Source organism: Mahella sp. (assembly GCF_020054945.1).
Classification (GTDB): Bacteria; Bacillota; Clostridia; order Mahellales; family Mahellaceae; genus Mahella.
Genome location: NZ_JAIHAU010000037.1, coordinates 1 through 16,202, shown reverse-complemented (window position 1 = coordinate 16,202; position 16,202 = coordinate 1). Strand labels below are relative to the sequence as shown.

General features: G+C 41.8%; 17 protein-coding genes. 16 read left to right on the top strand and 1 reads right to left on the bottom strand.

Annotated elements, in window-relative coordinates; translation table 11 throughout:
• The first annotated feature begins 710 nt into the window (after nucleotides 1-710).
• From JG770_RS07775 to JG770_RS07700, 16 genes are all read left to right on the top strand, one after another.
• On the top strand, nucleotides 711-893 hold the full coding sequence (locus JG770_RS07775; RefSeq protein ID WP_291957371.1) for a hypothetical protein: 183 nt from the start codon (nucleotides 711-713) through the stop codon (nucleotides 891-893).
• A gap of 180 nt (nucleotides 894-1,073) precedes the next feature.
• A complete protein-coding gene (locus tag JG770_RS07770; RefSeq protein ID WP_291957379.1) occupies nucleotides 1,074-1,355 on the top strand; it encodes a metal-sensitive transcriptional regulator in 282 nt (93 codons plus the stop codon).
• Between the two features lie 9 nt (nucleotides 1,356-1,364).
• Entirely contained in the window at nucleotides 1,365-1,832 is a 468-nt protein-coding gene (locus JG770_RS07765; protein ID WP_291957367.1) for a SoxR reducing system RseC family protein, read from the top strand.
• Complete coding sequence (trxA, locus tag JG770_RS07760) at nucleotides 1,825-2,154, top strand: thioredoxin (protein ID WP_291957365.1); 330 nt, start codon at nucleotides 1,825-1,827, stop codon at nucleotides 2,152-2,154. The genes JG770_RS07765 and trxA overlap by 8 nt, the downstream gene beginning before the upstream one ends.
• Before the next feature lie 151 nt (nucleotides 2,155-2,305).
• Nucleotides 2,306-3,556: a serine hydroxymethyltransferase gene (gene glyA / locus JG770_RS07755; RefSeq protein WP_291957376.1), complete on the top strand. Its 1,251-nt coding sequence runs from the start codon at nucleotides 2,306-2,308 to the stop codon at nucleotides 3,554-3,556.
• Between the two features lie 15 nt (nucleotides 3,557-3,571).
• Nucleotides 3,572-4,906 carry an AAA family ATPase gene (locus JG770_RS07750; RefSeq protein WP_291957362.1) on the top strand — a complete coding sequence of 445 codons (1,335 nt, stop codon included), beginning with the start codon at nucleotides 3,572-3,574 and terminating at the stop codon, nucleotides 4,904-4,906.
• A gap of 67 nt (nucleotides 4,907-4,973) precedes the next feature.
• The gene (gene dpsA, locus JG770_RS07745) at nucleotides 4,974-5,918 is read left to right on the top strand and encodes a dipicolinate synthase subunit DpsA (RefSeq protein ID WP_291957359.1); all 945 of its coding nucleotides are present in this window, start codon (nucleotides 4,974-4,976) and stop codon (nucleotides 5,916-5,918) included.
• Complete coding sequence (locus tag JG770_RS07740; protein WP_291957356.1) at nucleotides 5,860-6,450, top strand: dipicolinate synthase subunit B; 591 nt, start codon at nucleotides 5,860-5,862, stop codon at nucleotides 6,448-6,450. Before dpsA ends, JG770_RS07740 begins: the two co-directional genes overlap by 59 nt.
• 108 nt (nucleotides 6,451-6,558) lie before the next feature.
• On the top strand, nucleotides 6,559-7,266 hold the full coding sequence (locus JG770_RS07735; protein ID WP_291957353.1) for an ATP-dependent Clp protease proteolytic subunit: 708 nt from the start codon (nucleotides 6,559-6,561) through the stop codon (nucleotides 7,264-7,266).
• Nucleotides 7,263-7,481, top strand: a complete 219-nt coding sequence (locus tag JG770_RS07730; protein ID WP_291957350.1) for a YlzJ-like family protein — start codon at nucleotides 7,263-7,265, stop codon at nucleotides 7,479-7,481. The genes JG770_RS07735 and JG770_RS07730 overlap by 4 nt, the downstream gene beginning before the upstream one ends.
• 91 nt (nucleotides 7,482-7,572) lie before the next feature.
• Nucleotides 7,573-9,753 carry a DNA translocase FtsK gene (locus tag JG770_RS07725; protein ID WP_291957347.1) on the top strand — a complete coding sequence of 727 codons (2,181 nt, stop codon included), beginning with the start codon at nucleotides 7,573-7,575 and terminating at the stop codon, nucleotides 9,751-9,753.
• An 8-nt stretch (nucleotides 9,754-9,761) separates the two neighbouring features.
• On the top strand, nucleotides 9,762-11,084 hold the full coding sequence (gene rimO / locus JG770_RS07720) for a 30S ribosomal protein S12 methylthiotransferase RimO (protein ID WP_363320969.1): 1,323 nt from the start codon (nucleotides 9,762-9,764) through the stop codon (nucleotides 11,082-11,084).
• Nucleotides 11,081-11,614 carry a CDP-diacylglycerol--glycerol-3-phosphate 3-phosphatidyltransferase gene (pgsA, locus tag JG770_RS07715; RefSeq protein ID WP_291957344.1) on the top strand — a complete coding sequence of 178 codons (534 nt, stop codon included), beginning with the start codon at nucleotides 11,081-11,083 and terminating at the stop codon, nucleotides 11,612-11,614. Before rimO ends, pgsA begins: the two co-directional genes overlap by 4 nt.
• 101 nt (nucleotides 11,615-11,715) lie before the next feature.
• Complete coding sequence (locus tag JG770_RS07710) at nucleotides 11,716-12,474, top strand: DeoR/GlpR family DNA-binding transcription regulator (RefSeq protein WP_291957340.1); 759 nt, start codon at nucleotides 11,716-11,718, stop codon at nucleotides 12,472-12,474.
• 505 nt (nucleotides 12,475-12,979) lie between these two features.
• On the top strand, nucleotides 12,980-13,705 hold the full coding sequence (locus JG770_RS07705; protein WP_291957338.1) for an ABC transporter ATP-binding protein: 726 nt from the start codon (nucleotides 12,980-12,982) through the stop codon (nucleotides 13,703-13,705).
• A 1-nt stretch (nucleotide 13,706) separates the two neighbouring features.
• The gene (locus JG770_RS07700) at nucleotides 13,707-14,318 is read left to right on the top strand and encodes an ABC-2 transporter permease (protein ID WP_291957335.1); all 612 of its coding nucleotides are present in this window, start codon (nucleotides 13,707-13,709) and stop codon (nucleotides 14,316-14,318) included.
• Nucleotides 14,319-14,361: 43 nt separating this feature from the next.
• Here JG770_RS07700 and JG770_RS07695 read toward each other — a convergent pair whose 3' ends face one another.
• Complete coding sequence (locus tag JG770_RS07695; protein WP_291957333.1) at nucleotides 14,362-15,075, bottom strand: HAD family hydrolase; 714 nt, start codon at nucleotides 15,073-15,075, stop codon at nucleotides 14,362-14,364.
• Nucleotides 15,076-16,202 lie beyond the last annotated feature (1,127 nt).

The following is a 16,202-nucleotide window of genomic DNA, read 5'->3' as shown; positions in this document are numbered from 1 at the left end:
TCTGTAATGGAAATGGAGCAAAGGGGCATCATCATTCAGCTGATAAATAGGTCAACTGTGAAAACAGGAGGAGCATATGGAAAACAGCAAACCATACAAGTATGGTGAATGATAAGAGCCGTATGAATCGAGAGGTTCACGTACGGTTCAGGGAGAGCATTGGGGTGAAATACCAGACTTTATTGTCAGGAGTGATAATTGCTGTAGGAATTGTCATTGCTGGTATACTAATTGCAAATGCAATTCACTATGGTTTTGAATCACTTCAAGGCGCAGTATCCTATCTTGCACAATTATTACGATAATTATATAAACTGATTATTGTAATGATGATACCCCAAATCTCATAAAATTAAGATACTTAACCTGGAGGGCTTGTTGTTTTTTCGTGAACAGCAAGCTCTCTAGATTTGTCTCCATAATTCAAGTTACGCTTACGTCCTCTATATATATTTTGTTACCATTGCTTTATAGCTTGAATATGTCGGTCGTGTTGGACACCCTGCGCCGCCGAAAATGGACAGTTTGGGCGGCGAAAATGGACACCTCGCAGCGGCTAAACTGGACATCTGCGGCGCAATGTTTGGGCATTGACAATACAGTAGCGGATTGGTACACTTGAAGTGCTTTTACTCTAGGGGAGGATAGGGCAACGGTGGAGATCGAACCGGGCGCTCCGTGAGGTTTGGCAAGGAGAGTGACGCCGCCAGGTGTCGCTCTTTTTAACCAAGATAAGAGCCAGCTGTTTAATCGAAAATCTGTCGGTTTATCCCGGTAAAAACTTGGTTCTTGCCATAGACGATTATAAACAGGTATGCATTATAGAAGGGAAGAAAAACAGCAGCATAAGCATCAAAAGCGATTTCCTAGAAGGCGCAATCCCTATATGTTAGGATAGTTATCGTATAGGGGCTAAATGGCATTAGTACTCGTCTATACAGCCGTTACAAATATATGATGGTTCGAAGCGACATAAATAATGTTGATATTGAGAAAACTATGCTATATAATATAAATATACCATACCCTATCAGGGTATACATGCGAGGTGATAACTTTTGGTGCATGAACATATGAATTCGTATCAGGAGCAAAAAGATGATTTGCTCAATAGGCTGAAAAGAATTGAAGGCCAGATAAAGGGCATACAAAAGATGATACAGGATGATAAATATTGCGTGGATGTATTGACGCAGGTGGCGGCCGCTAAGGCGGCTATAAATAAAGTCGGGGGTATGCTGTTGAAATCCCATGCTATGGGATGCGTAAAAGGTGCTGTATTATCCGATGATAAGGAAAAAAGCTCTGAAATGATTGACGAGCTAGTAGATGTGGTGTTAAAATTCATGAAGTGAGGGATATATATGGCTGATGTAGAAGAAACAGGCGTCGTCTTGGAAGTGGACGGCACACAGGCCAAGATAGGCATTCAAAGGTCTGATGCATGCGATAAATGCGGCGCATGCCGTTTTGCCGACAGGAATCAGCAAATGATGCTTACGGTGGATAATACTATAAATGCTAAAGTAGGCGATGAGGTCCAGATAGAGTTGGGAAGTGGCGGATTGTTATCGGCTACCTTTATAATCTATGTTATACCGTTGATAGCGTTGTTAGCAGGTGTAGCGCTGGGTTATTGGCTGGCGGAAGTTGTGGGCGCGCAAAGCGGCGATATATACGGCGCTATAACGGGCATAGCATTGGCCGCACTTTCCTTCGGCTTGATAAAGCTGCTTGAACCGCGTATCAGAAAAAGCGGACGGTATATTCCGACCATAAAGCGTGTAATTTATAAAGATAAGAACGAGAAAGGAGACGGATTGTATGACTGATGACAATGTCATAACAGTGACAGCGAATAATTTTGACGATGAGGTGTTGAAATCCGACAAACCGGTGCTGATAGACTTCTGGGCTGCATGGTGCGGACCATGTCGCATGGTATCCCCCATTATAGAGGAGCTGGCAGCAGACTATGCCGGCAAAATAAAAGTTGGCAAAGTCAATGTGGATGAACAGCGCTCTATAGCCGAACGTTATCGTATAATGAGCATACCGACTGTTTATCTGTTCAAAGACGGTCAGCCGGTGGATAAAATCATAGGCGCTAGGCCTAAAGCGGATTTTGAGCGATTCATACAACAAGCCCTGTGAACGAATATGGGCGGCTAGTCGGTTATCAAGCTAGTTGAATAGCCATAAATATAGGCTGGTGATAAGCCAGCCTATATTTATACCCTTGTCAATAAGGCGTATACTGACTATAATTATCATATAAGCGAATTATGGAAGGAGTTCTTGAATGATAGACCTAAAGACTATATATGATACCGACCCCGAAGTAGCAAAAGCTATGGAGGATGAATTGAACAGACAGAGGAATAAAATAGAATTGATAGCCTCTGAGAATTTTGTAAGCCCTGCCGTTATGGCAGCGGCAGGGAGTCATCTTACCAATAAATATGCTGAAGGTTATCCGGGTAAACGCTATTATGGCGGATGCGAATACGTAGATGTGGTGGAAGATCTGGCTCGCGAGAGAGCCAAGGCGTTATTTGGAGCCGAACATGCCAATGTGCAGCCTCATTCCGGTGCTCAGGCCAATCTGGCTGTTTATTTTGCCCTTTTAAATCCCGGTGATACCATACTGGGGATGAATCTTTCGCATGGAGGTCATTTGACGCATGGTAGTCCGGTCAACCTTTCCGGCAAATATTATAATATAGTATCTTATGGTGTCAGGCGCGATACAGGTTACATAGACTACGATGAGGTTAGGCGTTTGGCGTTGGAGCATAAACCGAAACTGATAGTAGCGGGAGCAAGCGCTTATCCAAGGATTATAGAATTCGACAAATTCCGCGATATAGCGGATGAAGCAGGCGCTTATCTGATGGTAGACATGGCCCACATAGCCGGACTGGTAGCCGCCGGTTTGCATCCTAATCCGGTGCCTTATGCTGATGTGGTTACTACTACAACTCACAAAACATTAAGGGGCCCGCGCAGCGGCATGATATTGTGCAAGAAAGATTTGGCCGCGGCTATAGACAAGGCTATATTTCCCGGGACACAGGGCGGCCCGCTTATGCATATTATAGCGGCTAAAGCCGTATGTTTTAAGGAAGCGACCACGCCATCTTTTAAAGAATATCAGAAACAGATAATAAACAATGCCGCAGCCATGGCCGATGCTCTTATGCAGCGCGGATTTCAATTGGTGTCGGGCGGGACCGACAATCATTTGATGCTGATAGATCTGCACAATAAGGGTATTACAGGCAAATATGCCGAAGAGCGCTTGGACAGCATCGGTATAACGGTTAATAAGAATGCGGTACCGTTTGATACCGAGAAACCGTTTATCACCAGTGGCATGCGTATAGGCACGCCGGCTGTGACGTCGCGCGGTATGAAAGAAACGCAGATGTCGGAGATAGCCGATATAATAGCCGAAACTTTAAGCGATGACAACGCAGATTTAGGGGCGCTGAAGGCGCGCGTATCGGTGCTTTGCGCTCAATTCCCACTTTATGAAGATGTAGTTGTAAAATAGATAGGACGATCTTGGATGGATCTATTCGATTATAATAGAAATAAACAATTAAAAAAAGAAGCTCCTTTGGCTGAACGCATGCGACCGCGCACATTGGATGAGTTTGTAGGTCAGGAGCATATAATAGCTCCCGGCCGTATGCTTTATCGCGCTATAAAAGCGGACAGGCTTTCGTCGGTTATATTCTATGGGCCTCCCGGTACCGGCAAGACCACATTGGCCCGGGTCATAGCAAATACTACTAAAAGCCATTTTGAACAGCTAAGTGCCGTGACGGTCGGTGTGGCCGATGTCCGCAGGCTTATCGACGAGGCCAGACAACGATTGGGCATGTACGGTCAGCGCACCATACTGTTTATCGATGAGATCCATCGCTTTAACAAAGCCCAGCAGGATGCTCTTTTGCCTCATGTGGAGGCAGGTACCATTATACTGATAGGGGCTACCACAGAAAATCCGTATTTTGAAGTTAACTCGGCGCTGTTATCACGCTCCACGGTTTTTGAACTTTACCCTCTGGAAGAGAAGCACTTGAGGGAAATATTAAAAAGAGCATTAACCGACAAGGACAGCGGGTTTGGCAATTATGCTATACAGATAACCGATGACGCGATAGACCATATAGTGAATATGGCTGACGGCGATGCGCGCAGTGTCTTAAATGCTCTGGAGATAGCCTTTCTCACCACACCGCCATCCGACGATGGCATCATCCATATAGATCTGACAGTGGCCGAGGAATGTATACAGCGCCGAGCTTTGCGCTATGATAAAGCAGGCGATAATCATTATGATACCATATCCGCCTTTATTAAGAGCATGCGCGGTTCGGATCCGAATGCGGCTGTATACTGGCTGGCTAAAATGATAAATGCCGGCGAGGATCCTAAGTTTATAGCAAGGCGTATCGTCATATGCGCTTCCGAAGATGTGGGCAATGCTGATCCGCAAGCCCTGCTTGTAGCTATGTCGGCAGCCCATGCCGTACAGTTCATAGGTATGCCGGAGTCCCAGATCATATTGACTCATGCCGCAACGTATGTAGCTTGTGCTCCCAAAAGCAATGCTGCTGTTATGGCTATAGACAGGGCTTTGTCTGATGTAAAGAATAAGCGCGACACCGGCGTGCCGGATCATCTTAAGGATTCCAGCTATGATGGAGAGGGCAAATTAGGCCATGGTGTAGGATACAAATACGCACATGATTATCCGGGGCATTACGTAAAGCAACAATATCTTCCGGACAGCCTGATCGATGCCGTGTATTATGAGCCCAGCGATAACGGTTATGAAAAACGCATAAAAGACTATTTAACGCATATAGGGATACGCACGTCCTCTGAAAGCTGACTCTCACCATTACGCCTCTTTATTCATAATATGTAATTAGATCTTAAGGATCGGGAGGTGTAATAGTATGAATAAGGTAATATCGGTTATAGGCGGCGATGATCGGCAGGCGGCGCTGATCGATATCATAAATAAAAATGGTTTCGAGGTCCGTGTATACGGTTTTGATAAATTGTTGACCATTCCATCGGAAGTAGAATCATATGATCAATTGGCGCCTGATCTATTTGATGTCGAGCTCATATTTATGCCTATACCGTGCAGTACTGACGGCGTTCATTTAAATGCCAAATACAGCGGTGAAAATATATATGTGGCGGATATATTGAAACATATCAAGCCGGGAACGTTGATCATAATGGGCAAAGCCGATATTGATATGATTAACGCGGCTATGCATGGCGGCTTCCATATATCCGATATAATGACACGCGAGGATTTTGCTGTTTTGAATTCCATTCCTTCGGCCGAAGGAGCCTTACAGATAGCGATGGAGAATACCGGTATAACCATATGGAATAGCCGCTGCATGGTTTTGGGTTTCGGACGTTTGGGTAAGGTATTAACCAAACTCTTGACGGCAATGGGCGCTAAAGTAACGGCTACTGCCAGAAAGCCGGAGGATTTAGCATGGATCAGTGCTTATGGCGCTGTTCCGATTCATACCTTTAAAATCGATAATGTTTTACATGAACAGGATATAATATTCAATACTATACCATCTGTGATATTAAAGGACGAGCAATTAGCCAAGGTTAAAAAATCATGCCTTATTATAGATCTGGCATCGTATCCGGGGGGCGTGGATTTTACTGCGGCTAAGGAATATGGCGTAAAAACCATGTTTTGTTCAGGGTTGCCGGGTAAGGTGGCTCCATTGACATCAGCGCAGTTTATATGGGATACGGCAATATCCATATGCAAGGAAAACGGCATCGAGGGGGCGAAATGCGATGAGCTTGGCGGGCAAGAGAATAGGCATGGGCATAACGGGTTCGTTTTGCACATTTGATAAGGTACTTCCTCAAATACAGAAAATGGTCGATGATGGCGCTGATGTGATACCTATTCTATCAAACGTGGTATCTACTGCCGATACAAGGTTTATGACCAAACAACAGTTGTTTGACGCATTGATAAATATAACCGGCAAACAGCCCTTGACGGCTATAACCGATGTAGAACCAATAGGACCGAAAAAATTGCTGGATGTTATGGTAGTAGCTCCATGTACGGGTAACAGCTTGGCTAAATTGGCCAATGGAATAACCGACACGCCTGTACTTATGGCGGTTAAATCCCATTTGCGCAACCAGAGACCGGTTGTGATAGCTGTATCCTCTAATGATATATTGGGGAACAATGCTAGAAATCTCGGTACCGTGCTTATAATGAAGAACGTATTTTTAGTGCCATTTCGGCAAGACGATCCGGTTAAAAAACAAAATTCTGTTGTAGCCGATATGGATCTCATAATACCGACAATAGAAGCGGCGCTGGAAAACAGGCAATTGGAACCGCTTATGCTGGTGCCGGCCATATAACTCAAAAAAGCCCTTTGGATGATATCGTTCAAAGGGCTTTTCGTATAATCCGCATTGTATAAAGGTATACTGATAAAAAGCCGAGCATTTAAGGAGAAAAATACTTGTATGAGCGATAATATAATTAAACAGGAAACGCCGCCGCAACCGCCGGAATCCATAAATAATAAGTCGGTCGCAGATATGGGCGACAATGGATTAACAGCCACCAGGGACAGCAATATACATTGTTTGACCATTATAGGCCAAATCGAAGGGCATATAGTTTTACCGCCCCAAAACAAAACCACAAAATATGAGCACGTAATACCTCAATTGGTGGCTGTGGAAGAGAGCAGGGAGGTAGAGGGGCTGCTTGTGGTGCTTAACACCGTGGGCGGGGATGTGGAGGCCGGCTTGGCGCTGGCCGAAATGATAGCCACACTGTCTAAACCGACGGTATCATTGGTGTTGGGTGGCGGTCACAGCATAGGCGTCCCTCTGGCGGTAAGCACCGATTACTCATTCATAGTGCCGTCGGCCACTATGACCATACATCCTATCCGTATGTCCGGCATGATAATAGGGGTGCCTCAGACCTATGAATACTTCAATAAAATGCAGGACAGGATACTGCAGTTCATATGCGATCATTCCCACATAACCATCGGTAAATTAAAGGAATACATGCTTAAAACAGGGGAATTGGCCAACGATATAGGAACAGTACTGATAGGGGAAGAGGCTACCAGATGCGGCCTAATCGATGAAATAGGAGGGGTATCCAAAGCCATAGCAAAGCTTAAACAGTTGATAGATGAAAGGAAACAGGTATGATGCTTTACACCATTATTCCTTTGGAAGTAGTGCTCAAGGGTGTAGATGATGACGCGGAAATTAAAGGAAGGGAAATCATAACTTACCAAGGCGTGGTAATGGAGGCCACGCGTCAAAACGACGGCAAATACAGGATAGAGAGAATATTGAGCATCGATCCGATGATTTATCTGGATGCGCGTTTCCAGCCGGGCAACATTATAACGCTCATATAAAAACAGCAAAAATATAAACTCATACTGGAAATATAAACTGCGCGATGATATAATTAACCAGTAACAAGAATAATAGATATGGTGGTTTATATTGGCGCAGAAGAAATATACTAAACGGAAAAATACTATAAACAATCGAAACCGCGAATGGATAGGCATAGGCATATTGGCCGCCGCGGCGTTTACCTTTGTGAGCGTATACACGCAAGCTGCGGGCATCATAGGTTCGCAATGGCGGGATCTATGGTTTGCCGTCATAGGCATAGCGGCTTTCCTTTTGCCGATAGCCATAGCTGTAATAGGAATATTATTCCTTATGGATATGGGCAAGAGGGTAAACTATGTCCGTCTGTCAATGTTTGTGGCTTTATGCGCTATGATATTAGGCTTGATACAGATCTGGTTTTTGCCCCAAAATACAGCCATAGACGCCTCGTTTTCCATATATATCAGCAACGGGATAAGCAACGGTCTGATGGCAAGAGGTACGGGTTTTATAGGTTCGATTATCGCTTTTGCTTTAATACGTTTATTTGGTATAGCCGGTAGCTATATAATAACAATAGCTGCCATAATTTTATTGATCATGGCTTTAACAGGTTGGTCTGTCAGCGCGATGATAGCGTATATAGCTGGTAAATTATCCGGTTTAAAAAAAACGGTTGTTCAAGAAGGAGCGCAAAGCACTGAAGAGCCTACAATTGTAAAAAATCGCAAGGCGGAAAATGCGCAAATAATGCCGCAAAATATACCTCCCGAGCAATCGGATATAAAGATTGTAGCCTTTCAGCAGAAAGAAGAGATAGGGATAGGCCATCCGAGTAAAATCACGCCGAACACGGCTTACAGCTTTCCTTCTTTAGAGCTGCTGTCGGCTCCCAAGGGACAACGTCAGGCCAAGAGCAAGGACGATGTATTGAGCAGCGCCAAAATGCTGGAAGACACATTGACCAGTTTCGGTATCAGTGCAAAAGTGCTGCAGGTCAGCGTTGGGCCGGCTATAACCCGATATGAGATTCAACCCGGTCCGGGCGTGAAGGTGAGCCGCATAATACATCTGGCAGATGATATAGCCTTGAACCTCGCGGCCCCTGAGGTACGCATAGAAGCGCCTATACCCGGCAAAGCAGCGCTGGGCATAGAGGTGCCCAATGAAAATATATCACCTGTATTGTTGCGCGAGGTATTGGAATCCAAAGAATTTATAAATCATCCTTCGAAGCTGGCGTTTGGCCTAGGTAAGGATATAGCGGGCAGAAACGTGATAGGCGATTTATCCTCAATGCCACACCTTTTGATAGCAGGCGCCACAGGTTCAGGCAAAAGCGTGTGCATAAACGCGATTATAACCAGTATATTGTATAAAGCCTCGCCCGAAGAGGTCAAGATGCTTATGATAGATCCAAAGGTGGTGGAATTAAGCCTATACAACGGTATACCTCATCTGCTTATACCTGTGGTTACCGATCCGAAAAAAGCCGCTGGTGCATTGAATTGGGCCGTGCAGGAAATGACATCCCGGTATAAATTGTTTGCTGATAAGAGCACGAGAGATATATTCAGATATAATGAAATGGTTGCGCCAAAAGAGGCGCTCCCTCAAATCGTCGTTATAATAGACGAACTGTCTGATCTGATGATGATAGCGCCGGGCGAGGTGGAGGATGCCATATGCCGCTTGGCGCAGATGGCAAGAGCGGCCGGTATACATCTCGTTATAGCCACTCAACGGCCTTCTGTGGATGTTATAACCGGCGTCATAAAGGCCAACATACCTTCGCGTATAGCCTTTGCCGTTTCATCGCAGGTAGATTCGCGCACCATATTGGACGGCGCTGGGGCGGAGAAACTGCTCGGCAAGGGCGATATGCTCTACTATCCCATTGGAGCGGCCAAGCCCATGCGTGTACAAGGGGCGTATGTGTCGGAAAAAGAGGCGGAACGCATCGTCGATGCTATAAAGGATAAACAGCAGGCCGATTATGACATGACGATAATGGAAGAGATAAGCTCCTCGTCTCAAAATGATCATGGCGATAACGTAGCATATGAGGATGAATTGTTTAATACAGCATTGGAGATGGTGGTACAATATCAGCAGGCATCGGTTTCTTTCCTGCAAAAACGCCTGCGCATAGGTTATGTGAGAGCAGCGCGCCTGATCGATGAGATGGAGGCGAGGGGCTATATAGGCCCATACGACGGATCAAAACCTCGTCAGGTACTGATAACCGAAGAACAGATAAACGACATGAACAAAACGGGAGGTTGAGAATAAATTTGCTTTATAACATAGGAATGATATCTTTAGGATGCCCTAAAAATCTCGTTGATAGCGAGATCATGCTGGCAGAACTTGCTGATAAAGGTTATGCGATTACTAATGATCCTAAAGATGCAGACGTTATAATAATAAATACGTGTTCATTTATAGAAACAGCCAAACAAGAGTCGATAAATACGATATTAGAAATGGCCGGTTATAAAGAAACAGGGCGCTGCAAAGGGCTCATAGCCGTGGGATGCCTTTCCCAGCAGTACAAAGAGCAATTGCTAGACGAGATACCCGAATTGAATGCGGTAATCGGCACGGGCGATTACCATAGCATAGGCCTTGTGGTGGATAAAATATTAAACGGCAGCAAGGTAGCTTATTTTGAAGGCGGCGACGCGAGCGTAGGAGGCATTGAAAAGCGTGTATTGAGCACACCTCCGTATATGGCTTATGTTAAGATAGCCGAGGGCTGCGATAACGGATGCAGTTATTGCATAATACCATTTTTGCGCGGGCATTATAGGAGCCGTCCTATGGAGGACATAGTAGAAGAATGCAAGGAACTGGTTGACCGCGGTGTAAAAGAGATAATATTGATAGCTCAGGATACGTCCGTATACGGCAGGGATATATATGGCAGACCGCGCTTGGCCGAATTGCTGCATGAATTGGATAATATAGATAACGTGGAATGGATAAGGGTATTATATTGTTATCCCGATTATGTGGATGATGAATTGATAGAAGTTATTGCGCAAAGCCGGCATATATGCCATTATATAGATATACCTATACAGCATGTAAACGATAAGATATTGGCGAAAATGGGACGCTGCAGTCGTTCGAACGACATAAAAGGCGTTATAGAAAGGCTCAGAAAGCGCATGCCGGATATAGCCATACGTACTTCGCTTATAGTAGGATTTCCGGGAGAAACCGACAGGGAATTTGAAGAATTAAGGGATTTCGTTGAGCAGTATAAACTTGACAATGTAGGCGTGTTTACTTACTCGCAGGAGGAAGGCACTATAGCTGCCGCTATGCCGGAACAAGTGCCCGAAGATGTTAAACAGGAACGTTACAAAAGCATCATGAGGGTTCAGCGAAAGATAGTATTAGAGAAAAATAGGGAGCGCATAGGCCTTAACTATAAAGTGCTGGTGGAAGGGTGCAATAACGGGGTATATGTGGGGAGAGGCTATATGCATGCCCCCGAAATAGATGGATTGATTTATTTTACTTCCGATAAGCCGCTTGATGCAGGTCAAATGCTCTATGTAAAGATAACAGGGGTAAAGGATTATGATTTGACGGGGGAAGCGATATGAATCTGGCCAATAAGGTAACATTAGCTAGAATCGTGCTAATACCGGTGTTTATCGTATTTTTGATATTGCCTATCAAATACGGCAATTATATATCGGCCGTAATATTTACAATAGCCGCGCTGACCGATGTTCTGGATGGCTATATAGCGCGCAGGATGAAAGAAACATCGGCGCTGGGCAAATTTCTTGACCCATTAGCTGATAAATTGCTGGTTACAGCGGCCTTGCTCGTATTAGTCGAGCAAGGCATAATATCATCCATTCCCGTTATAATAATACTGAGCCGTGAGTTTCTTATAACAGGTTTTAGAAGTATAGCCGCTGCCAATGGCAAGATAATAGCAGCTAGCGCGTGGGGCAAAGTTAAGACGGTGGTGCAGGATATCGCCATAATAATGCTTATATGGGGAGATTATCTTTTTGGCATATATATAACTTCACTGGCTATGTGGGTGTTCTGGGTTGCTGTCGCCCTAACCATTATTTCAGGTATAGATTATATTTATAAGAACAAGGGAATGTTCATCTGACAAATGTGAATTTATTGTTGCATTTATTGTCGTTATGTTATATTATGTTGCTATAATTTTAAGGGAAACGAAAAGCGTTTTAAAATAGGAGGAATAGAGCATTGTTAGCGCAAGAGAGGCAACAGAGAATTATGGAACTTCTCCAAAGAAATGGCTTTGTAAAAGTTTCGGATTTAAGCCGTCAATTTAATGTTTCGATGGAAACCATACGCCGCGATATGGACGCGCTGGAGTCACAAGGAATATTAAAGAAGACTCATGGCGGCGCCATGCTGGATGATGGAGTCAGGTCGGTACCGCCTATTTCGCAGCGTTTAACTATAAATGCTCAAAAAAAAGAAGAAATTGCGCATTTAGCCGTGTCGCTGATAAACGAAAATGATTCGGTGATATTTGACAGCGGAACCACCACTATGGCTATAGCTCATGCTATAAGCAATATCAGCATAAAAGTTATAACAAACGATATACATATAGCCGATGAATTGGCAGCTAAAGATAAAATTGACCTTATGGTAACAGGCGGTACGCTGCTCAAAGGTAGCTATTCTCTGGTCGGCCCCGAATGCACATCGGCATTCCAACACATCAATGCCGATAAACTCTTATTAGCGACAAGCGGCGTAGATATTTTGTCCGGCCTAACAGTATCCAATGCGCTGGAAGCCGAGGCAAAAAGACACATGATAGCGTCGGCTAAAGAGATTATATTAGTGGCAGATAGCAGTAAATTTGGTAAGCGCTCGCTCATATCTTATGCGCCGCTTTCAGCTGTAAATGCGATAATAACGAACAGTGACATACCACATGATGTGGAAAGCGCTATAGCAGAAATGGGAATACGATTGCATAAAACATAGTTCCTGCTGTTTTGTCACAAACCCTCTAGTATTGGCCGAAAACTATTCGTTCAGTATGTAGGTAAAGATAACGGTGAACAGCCCCAGCAGAAATACAAAATGATGTGCCGAGAACGCCAATCTTTGATCATGGCGCTTATATAAGCTGTGGAAACGACACAATGCAGAAGCATACGCAATCTTAAACATTGCGGTGCAGCGGCGGCAGAAGAACCGTATGCGGGGAAACCGCAAGTACAGTTTTGTGAGGGGTAGTAGGCAATCCCTTCGCGATAACAAATTATTTTTGAAAGGAGTATTGAGGCTGTCTACTCGACGATGAATATGAAATTTATGATTAAAACGCTAATGTATTTTATTTTTTTTATATTTGTAACTCAGATTTTGCCCAAAATGATGAATCCGAGTAATGATTACGATATTTTACAGATTCTATTTTTACTAATTATATCATTTGGTATATCATTTAGGGATAAAATCAAGAAGGAGAAAGGGAGTGACTCTAATGGAAAATAACAATATTGTATTAGAAATTAAGAAAATATGTAAAACATATGATGATTTCAAATTAAATAATATATCTTTTGACTTAAGATCTGGGGAGATTATTGGTTTAATTGGACCTAATGGTGCCGGAAAATCAACAATAATAAAAATTATTTTAAAAATAATAGAAAGTGATTCGGGTAAAATAACATTTTTAGGAGATGAGATACTAAATAATAATCAGGTTTTGTATAAGGAACATATTGGATATGTAGGTGAAAATATTGATTTTTTCTTAAATCAAAGATTAAAAAACATAAAGAATTTTTACAGAGTACATTACAGTAATTGGGATGAAGAACATTATCAGTATTTACTGAAGACAGTTTTTGAATTGAATGATGAATCTAGACCTAAAGAATTATCCAAGGGTATGAAAGTTAAATTTTCGCTAGCTCTTGCCCTATCTCATAATCCTAAATTATTAATTTTGGATGAGCCAACATCGGGTTTAGACCCAATTGTTAGAGGTAAAATATTAAAGATTTTAAAAGAATATGCTGATAAAAAGAGTGTTGCTATTATTTTTTCATCGCATATAACGGAAGATATGAATAAAATAGCAAATAAATTAGTTTTTTTAAATAAGGGTCAGATTTTAGAATCATGTACTGTAAAAGACGTGTTGGATAAAAAATACAGTATTGATGAATACCTAGAGATGCTTATAAATGACAAGGAGTAAGATGATGAAAGAAATATTTAACAAATATATTAATTTAAATAAAACAAATATGGTATTTGGACTATTAAGTGCTTGCTTTTTTGGTTTAATAGCTTTTGATAGCAATAAGTATTATCCCGTGGCATTACTTATGGCTCCATCTCTTTTATTTAGTTTTGTTGTTGGGAAAATGTGCTATGAAGAAGATTCTAAGTCTACAAAAGAGTTTTTATTATCATTACCAATAGTAAAAAATAAGATAGCCTTGGAAAAAAATATAGTGGGTCAAATCTGTATTTTTATAGGATTTATTATTGTGCATTTAATGTTCTTTTATGTCAATGTTATATTAAAAAACACAGAGATGATCTTTAATATAGAGATGATCTTTTTAGTAGCCAGTTTTTTAATAGTATATAATACTGTATATATCTTTTTGAATTATAAATTTGATTATTCAAAAACTCAATTTACATCTTATATAATTGTAGTGTTAGGATTAGCTTTATTTAAATTTGGAAATGATTCTATGGCATTAGTAAATAACTTAAATTCTTATATTTTGGTAGCTGTATTAATTATATTAAGTTGTACTAGTTTATTTATAACTAAAAATATTAAGTGGGAATCGTGATGTAAAATAAGATAAGAATTTAATATGCCTTCGTGTCGACCTTTTAAGTTACACTTTCTTTCTCTATAATACATATTGTATTCTTTAATGTATCTGCATAATATTTTATATTATCAGTATATTTACTATGTACTAAAATAGCAGGTATATTAACATTTTGCGCACCTACTATATCAGCATTTAAACTATCGCCTATCATCCATACAGTTTTTGGATTACCACACATAGAAAGAGCTATTTTAAATGCTTCCGGGTTAGGTTTTTCATATCCAATTGTTGCAGAGGATATACAGCAACTTATTAGATGACCCAGTCCAAGTTGTTCGATTATTTTTGGTAATTCAGGCACATGGTTTGAAAGAATCACATTTTTCCATCCTTGTGAAATGAGGTAGTTTAAGGTATACAGAGTATCATCATATAAGATGAAGCTTTTTGGTTCAATATAACGCTGATGAACCAGTTGAGCTAAATGAATTGAAATTTCCTTAGTTATACCAGCTGCCTGATAAGCGTTAGCAATTACTTCCTCAATATGAGACCACCACAATTCTGGTTTGGATAAGTGATGGTGTGGTTCATCTGGTTTGTGCCATGGGAATGTATCTTTAAGGTAGGGTTTAATTTTACAAATATCAATGTTGTGATTAGGTTTGTATTCATCTAAGACTTGCATTAATGTACCGCTCCAAAGCCCAGGTTTATAAGCTAATGTACCCTCGAAATCCCATATAATTGTTGGATATGTATTATGCATATTTTACCTCCTAGTTATGTATTTATATACATTTTAACATATTAAAGGGTCAAATAAAACTATAAAATCTACTAGTAGAATAAAATTCCAATAGAGCAGTCAAGGGGATAATAAAGATTATGTATATTGAATTTCTGAAAAAAAAGTTTCAAACAGCAGTTCGTCTACCGAACAAATACTTACATATATTGACTTCATTTATTTATCTGTTTGTCACGGTAAGCATATGGTCCGCGCTCTATAAGAGAAAAGGGGTTGTTGACGACATTTCCCTAATAGTCATTATTTCGATGTCGTGATAAAGATTGCGAAACCAAGGCATTCTACCGCATGGCCGGGAAACTTCACAGTATCTTTGGCTGCAGGGGATTGACACTTGTTGTCGATTGGCTTTATAGTGGGGCCTTAGAAATTTGACGCTCGCCGCCAGGCAAACCGATGGGTGTAATACACCCATTGACCCAGGTAAAAGCTTTACATAAAAGGATGTATGTCAAGTGGCTTTCGCGGCATAAGCAGCAAAAAGTTCTAGGGTCCGCTCCAACTTATTCCACGGTCCACTTGACATGCAATCTGAGTCTAGTGCCCTTTTAATACTGTTGCAGGACAAAAAAGACAATAAGGAACTAAGCCTTGATAAATACTATCAAAGCATGTATGATATTCTTGATAGGAACAGCAGATTTAAACCTGTTATGTCCAGGCTCGTGTAGAATTAAGTGGAACATGTATTAAGATTGAGTTAGGGGGTGCGCCGGTTCGGCGCTAAATATATAGCTCGGTGAGATACCGAGTTCGTCAAAGTGCAGCCAACAGCCGGGAGCCATCTGGACTTGATAAGCGAAGAGTATACTGGTACATGTGTGTTAGAAGAGCCGTATGCGGGAAAACCGCACGTACGCTTCTGTGAGGGGCAGTAGGCAAAACCTTCACAATGACAAATTATTTTGAAAGGAGTGTCGAGGCTGTCCACTCGACGAGAAGAATAAATGAAAAAACCAGTAGTGTTCTTAGATTTTCAAGGTACGCTTGGAGGAGAAGGCATTGACGATATTAGGTCATTTGAATTCTATCCTTTCTCAATAGAAGCCATAAAATTACTTAATACAAATGATATTTTAGCCATT

Bases quoted from the DNA above. Each gene is read 5' to 3' on its own strand.
- JG770_RS07700 (WP_291957335.1), top strand. From the start codon at position 13,707: ATGATGAAAGAAATATTTAACAAATATATTAATTTAAATAAAACAAAT.
- JG770_RS07695 (WP_291957333.1), bottom strand. From the start codon at position 15,075: ATGCATAATACATATCCAACAATTATATGGGATTTCGAGGGTACATTA.
- JG770_RS07765 (WP_291957367.1), top strand. From the start codon at position 1,365: ATGGCTGATGTAGAAGAAACAGGCGTCGTCTTGGAAGTGGACGGCACA.
- dpsA (WP_291957359.1), top strand. From the start codon at position 4,974: ATGAATAAGGTAATATCGGTTATAGGCGGCGATGATCGGCAGGCGGCG.
- JG770_RS07730 (WP_291957350.1), top strand. From the start codon at position 7,263: ATGATGCTTTACACCATTATTCCTTTGGAAGTAGTGCTCAAGGGTGTA.
- trxA (WP_291957365.1), top strand. From the start codon at position 1,825: ATGACTGATGACAATGTCATAACAGTGACAGCGAATAATTTTGACGAT.
- JG770_RS07740 (WP_291957356.1), top strand. From the start codon at position 5,860: ATGAGCTTGGCGGGCAAGAGAATAGGCATGGGCATAACGGGTTCGTTT.
- pgsA (WP_291957344.1), top strand. From the start codon at position 11,081: ATGAATCTGGCCAATAAGGTAACATTAGCTAGAATCGTGCTAATACCG.
- JG770_RS07705 (WP_291957338.1), top strand. From the start codon at position 12,980: ATGGAAAATAACAATATTGTATTAGAAATTAAGAAAATATGTAAAACA.
- JG770_RS07735 (WP_291957353.1), top strand. From the start codon at position 6,559: ATGAGCGATAATATAATTAAACAGGAAACGCCGCCGCAACCGCCGGAA.
- JG770_RS07770 (WP_291957379.1), top strand. From the start codon at position 1,074: ATGAATTCGTATCAGGAGCAAAAAGATGATTTGCTCAATAGGCTGAAA.
- JG770_RS07750 (WP_291957362.1), top strand. From the start codon at position 3,572: ATGGATCTATTCGATTATAATAGAAATAAACAATTAAAAAAAGAAGCT.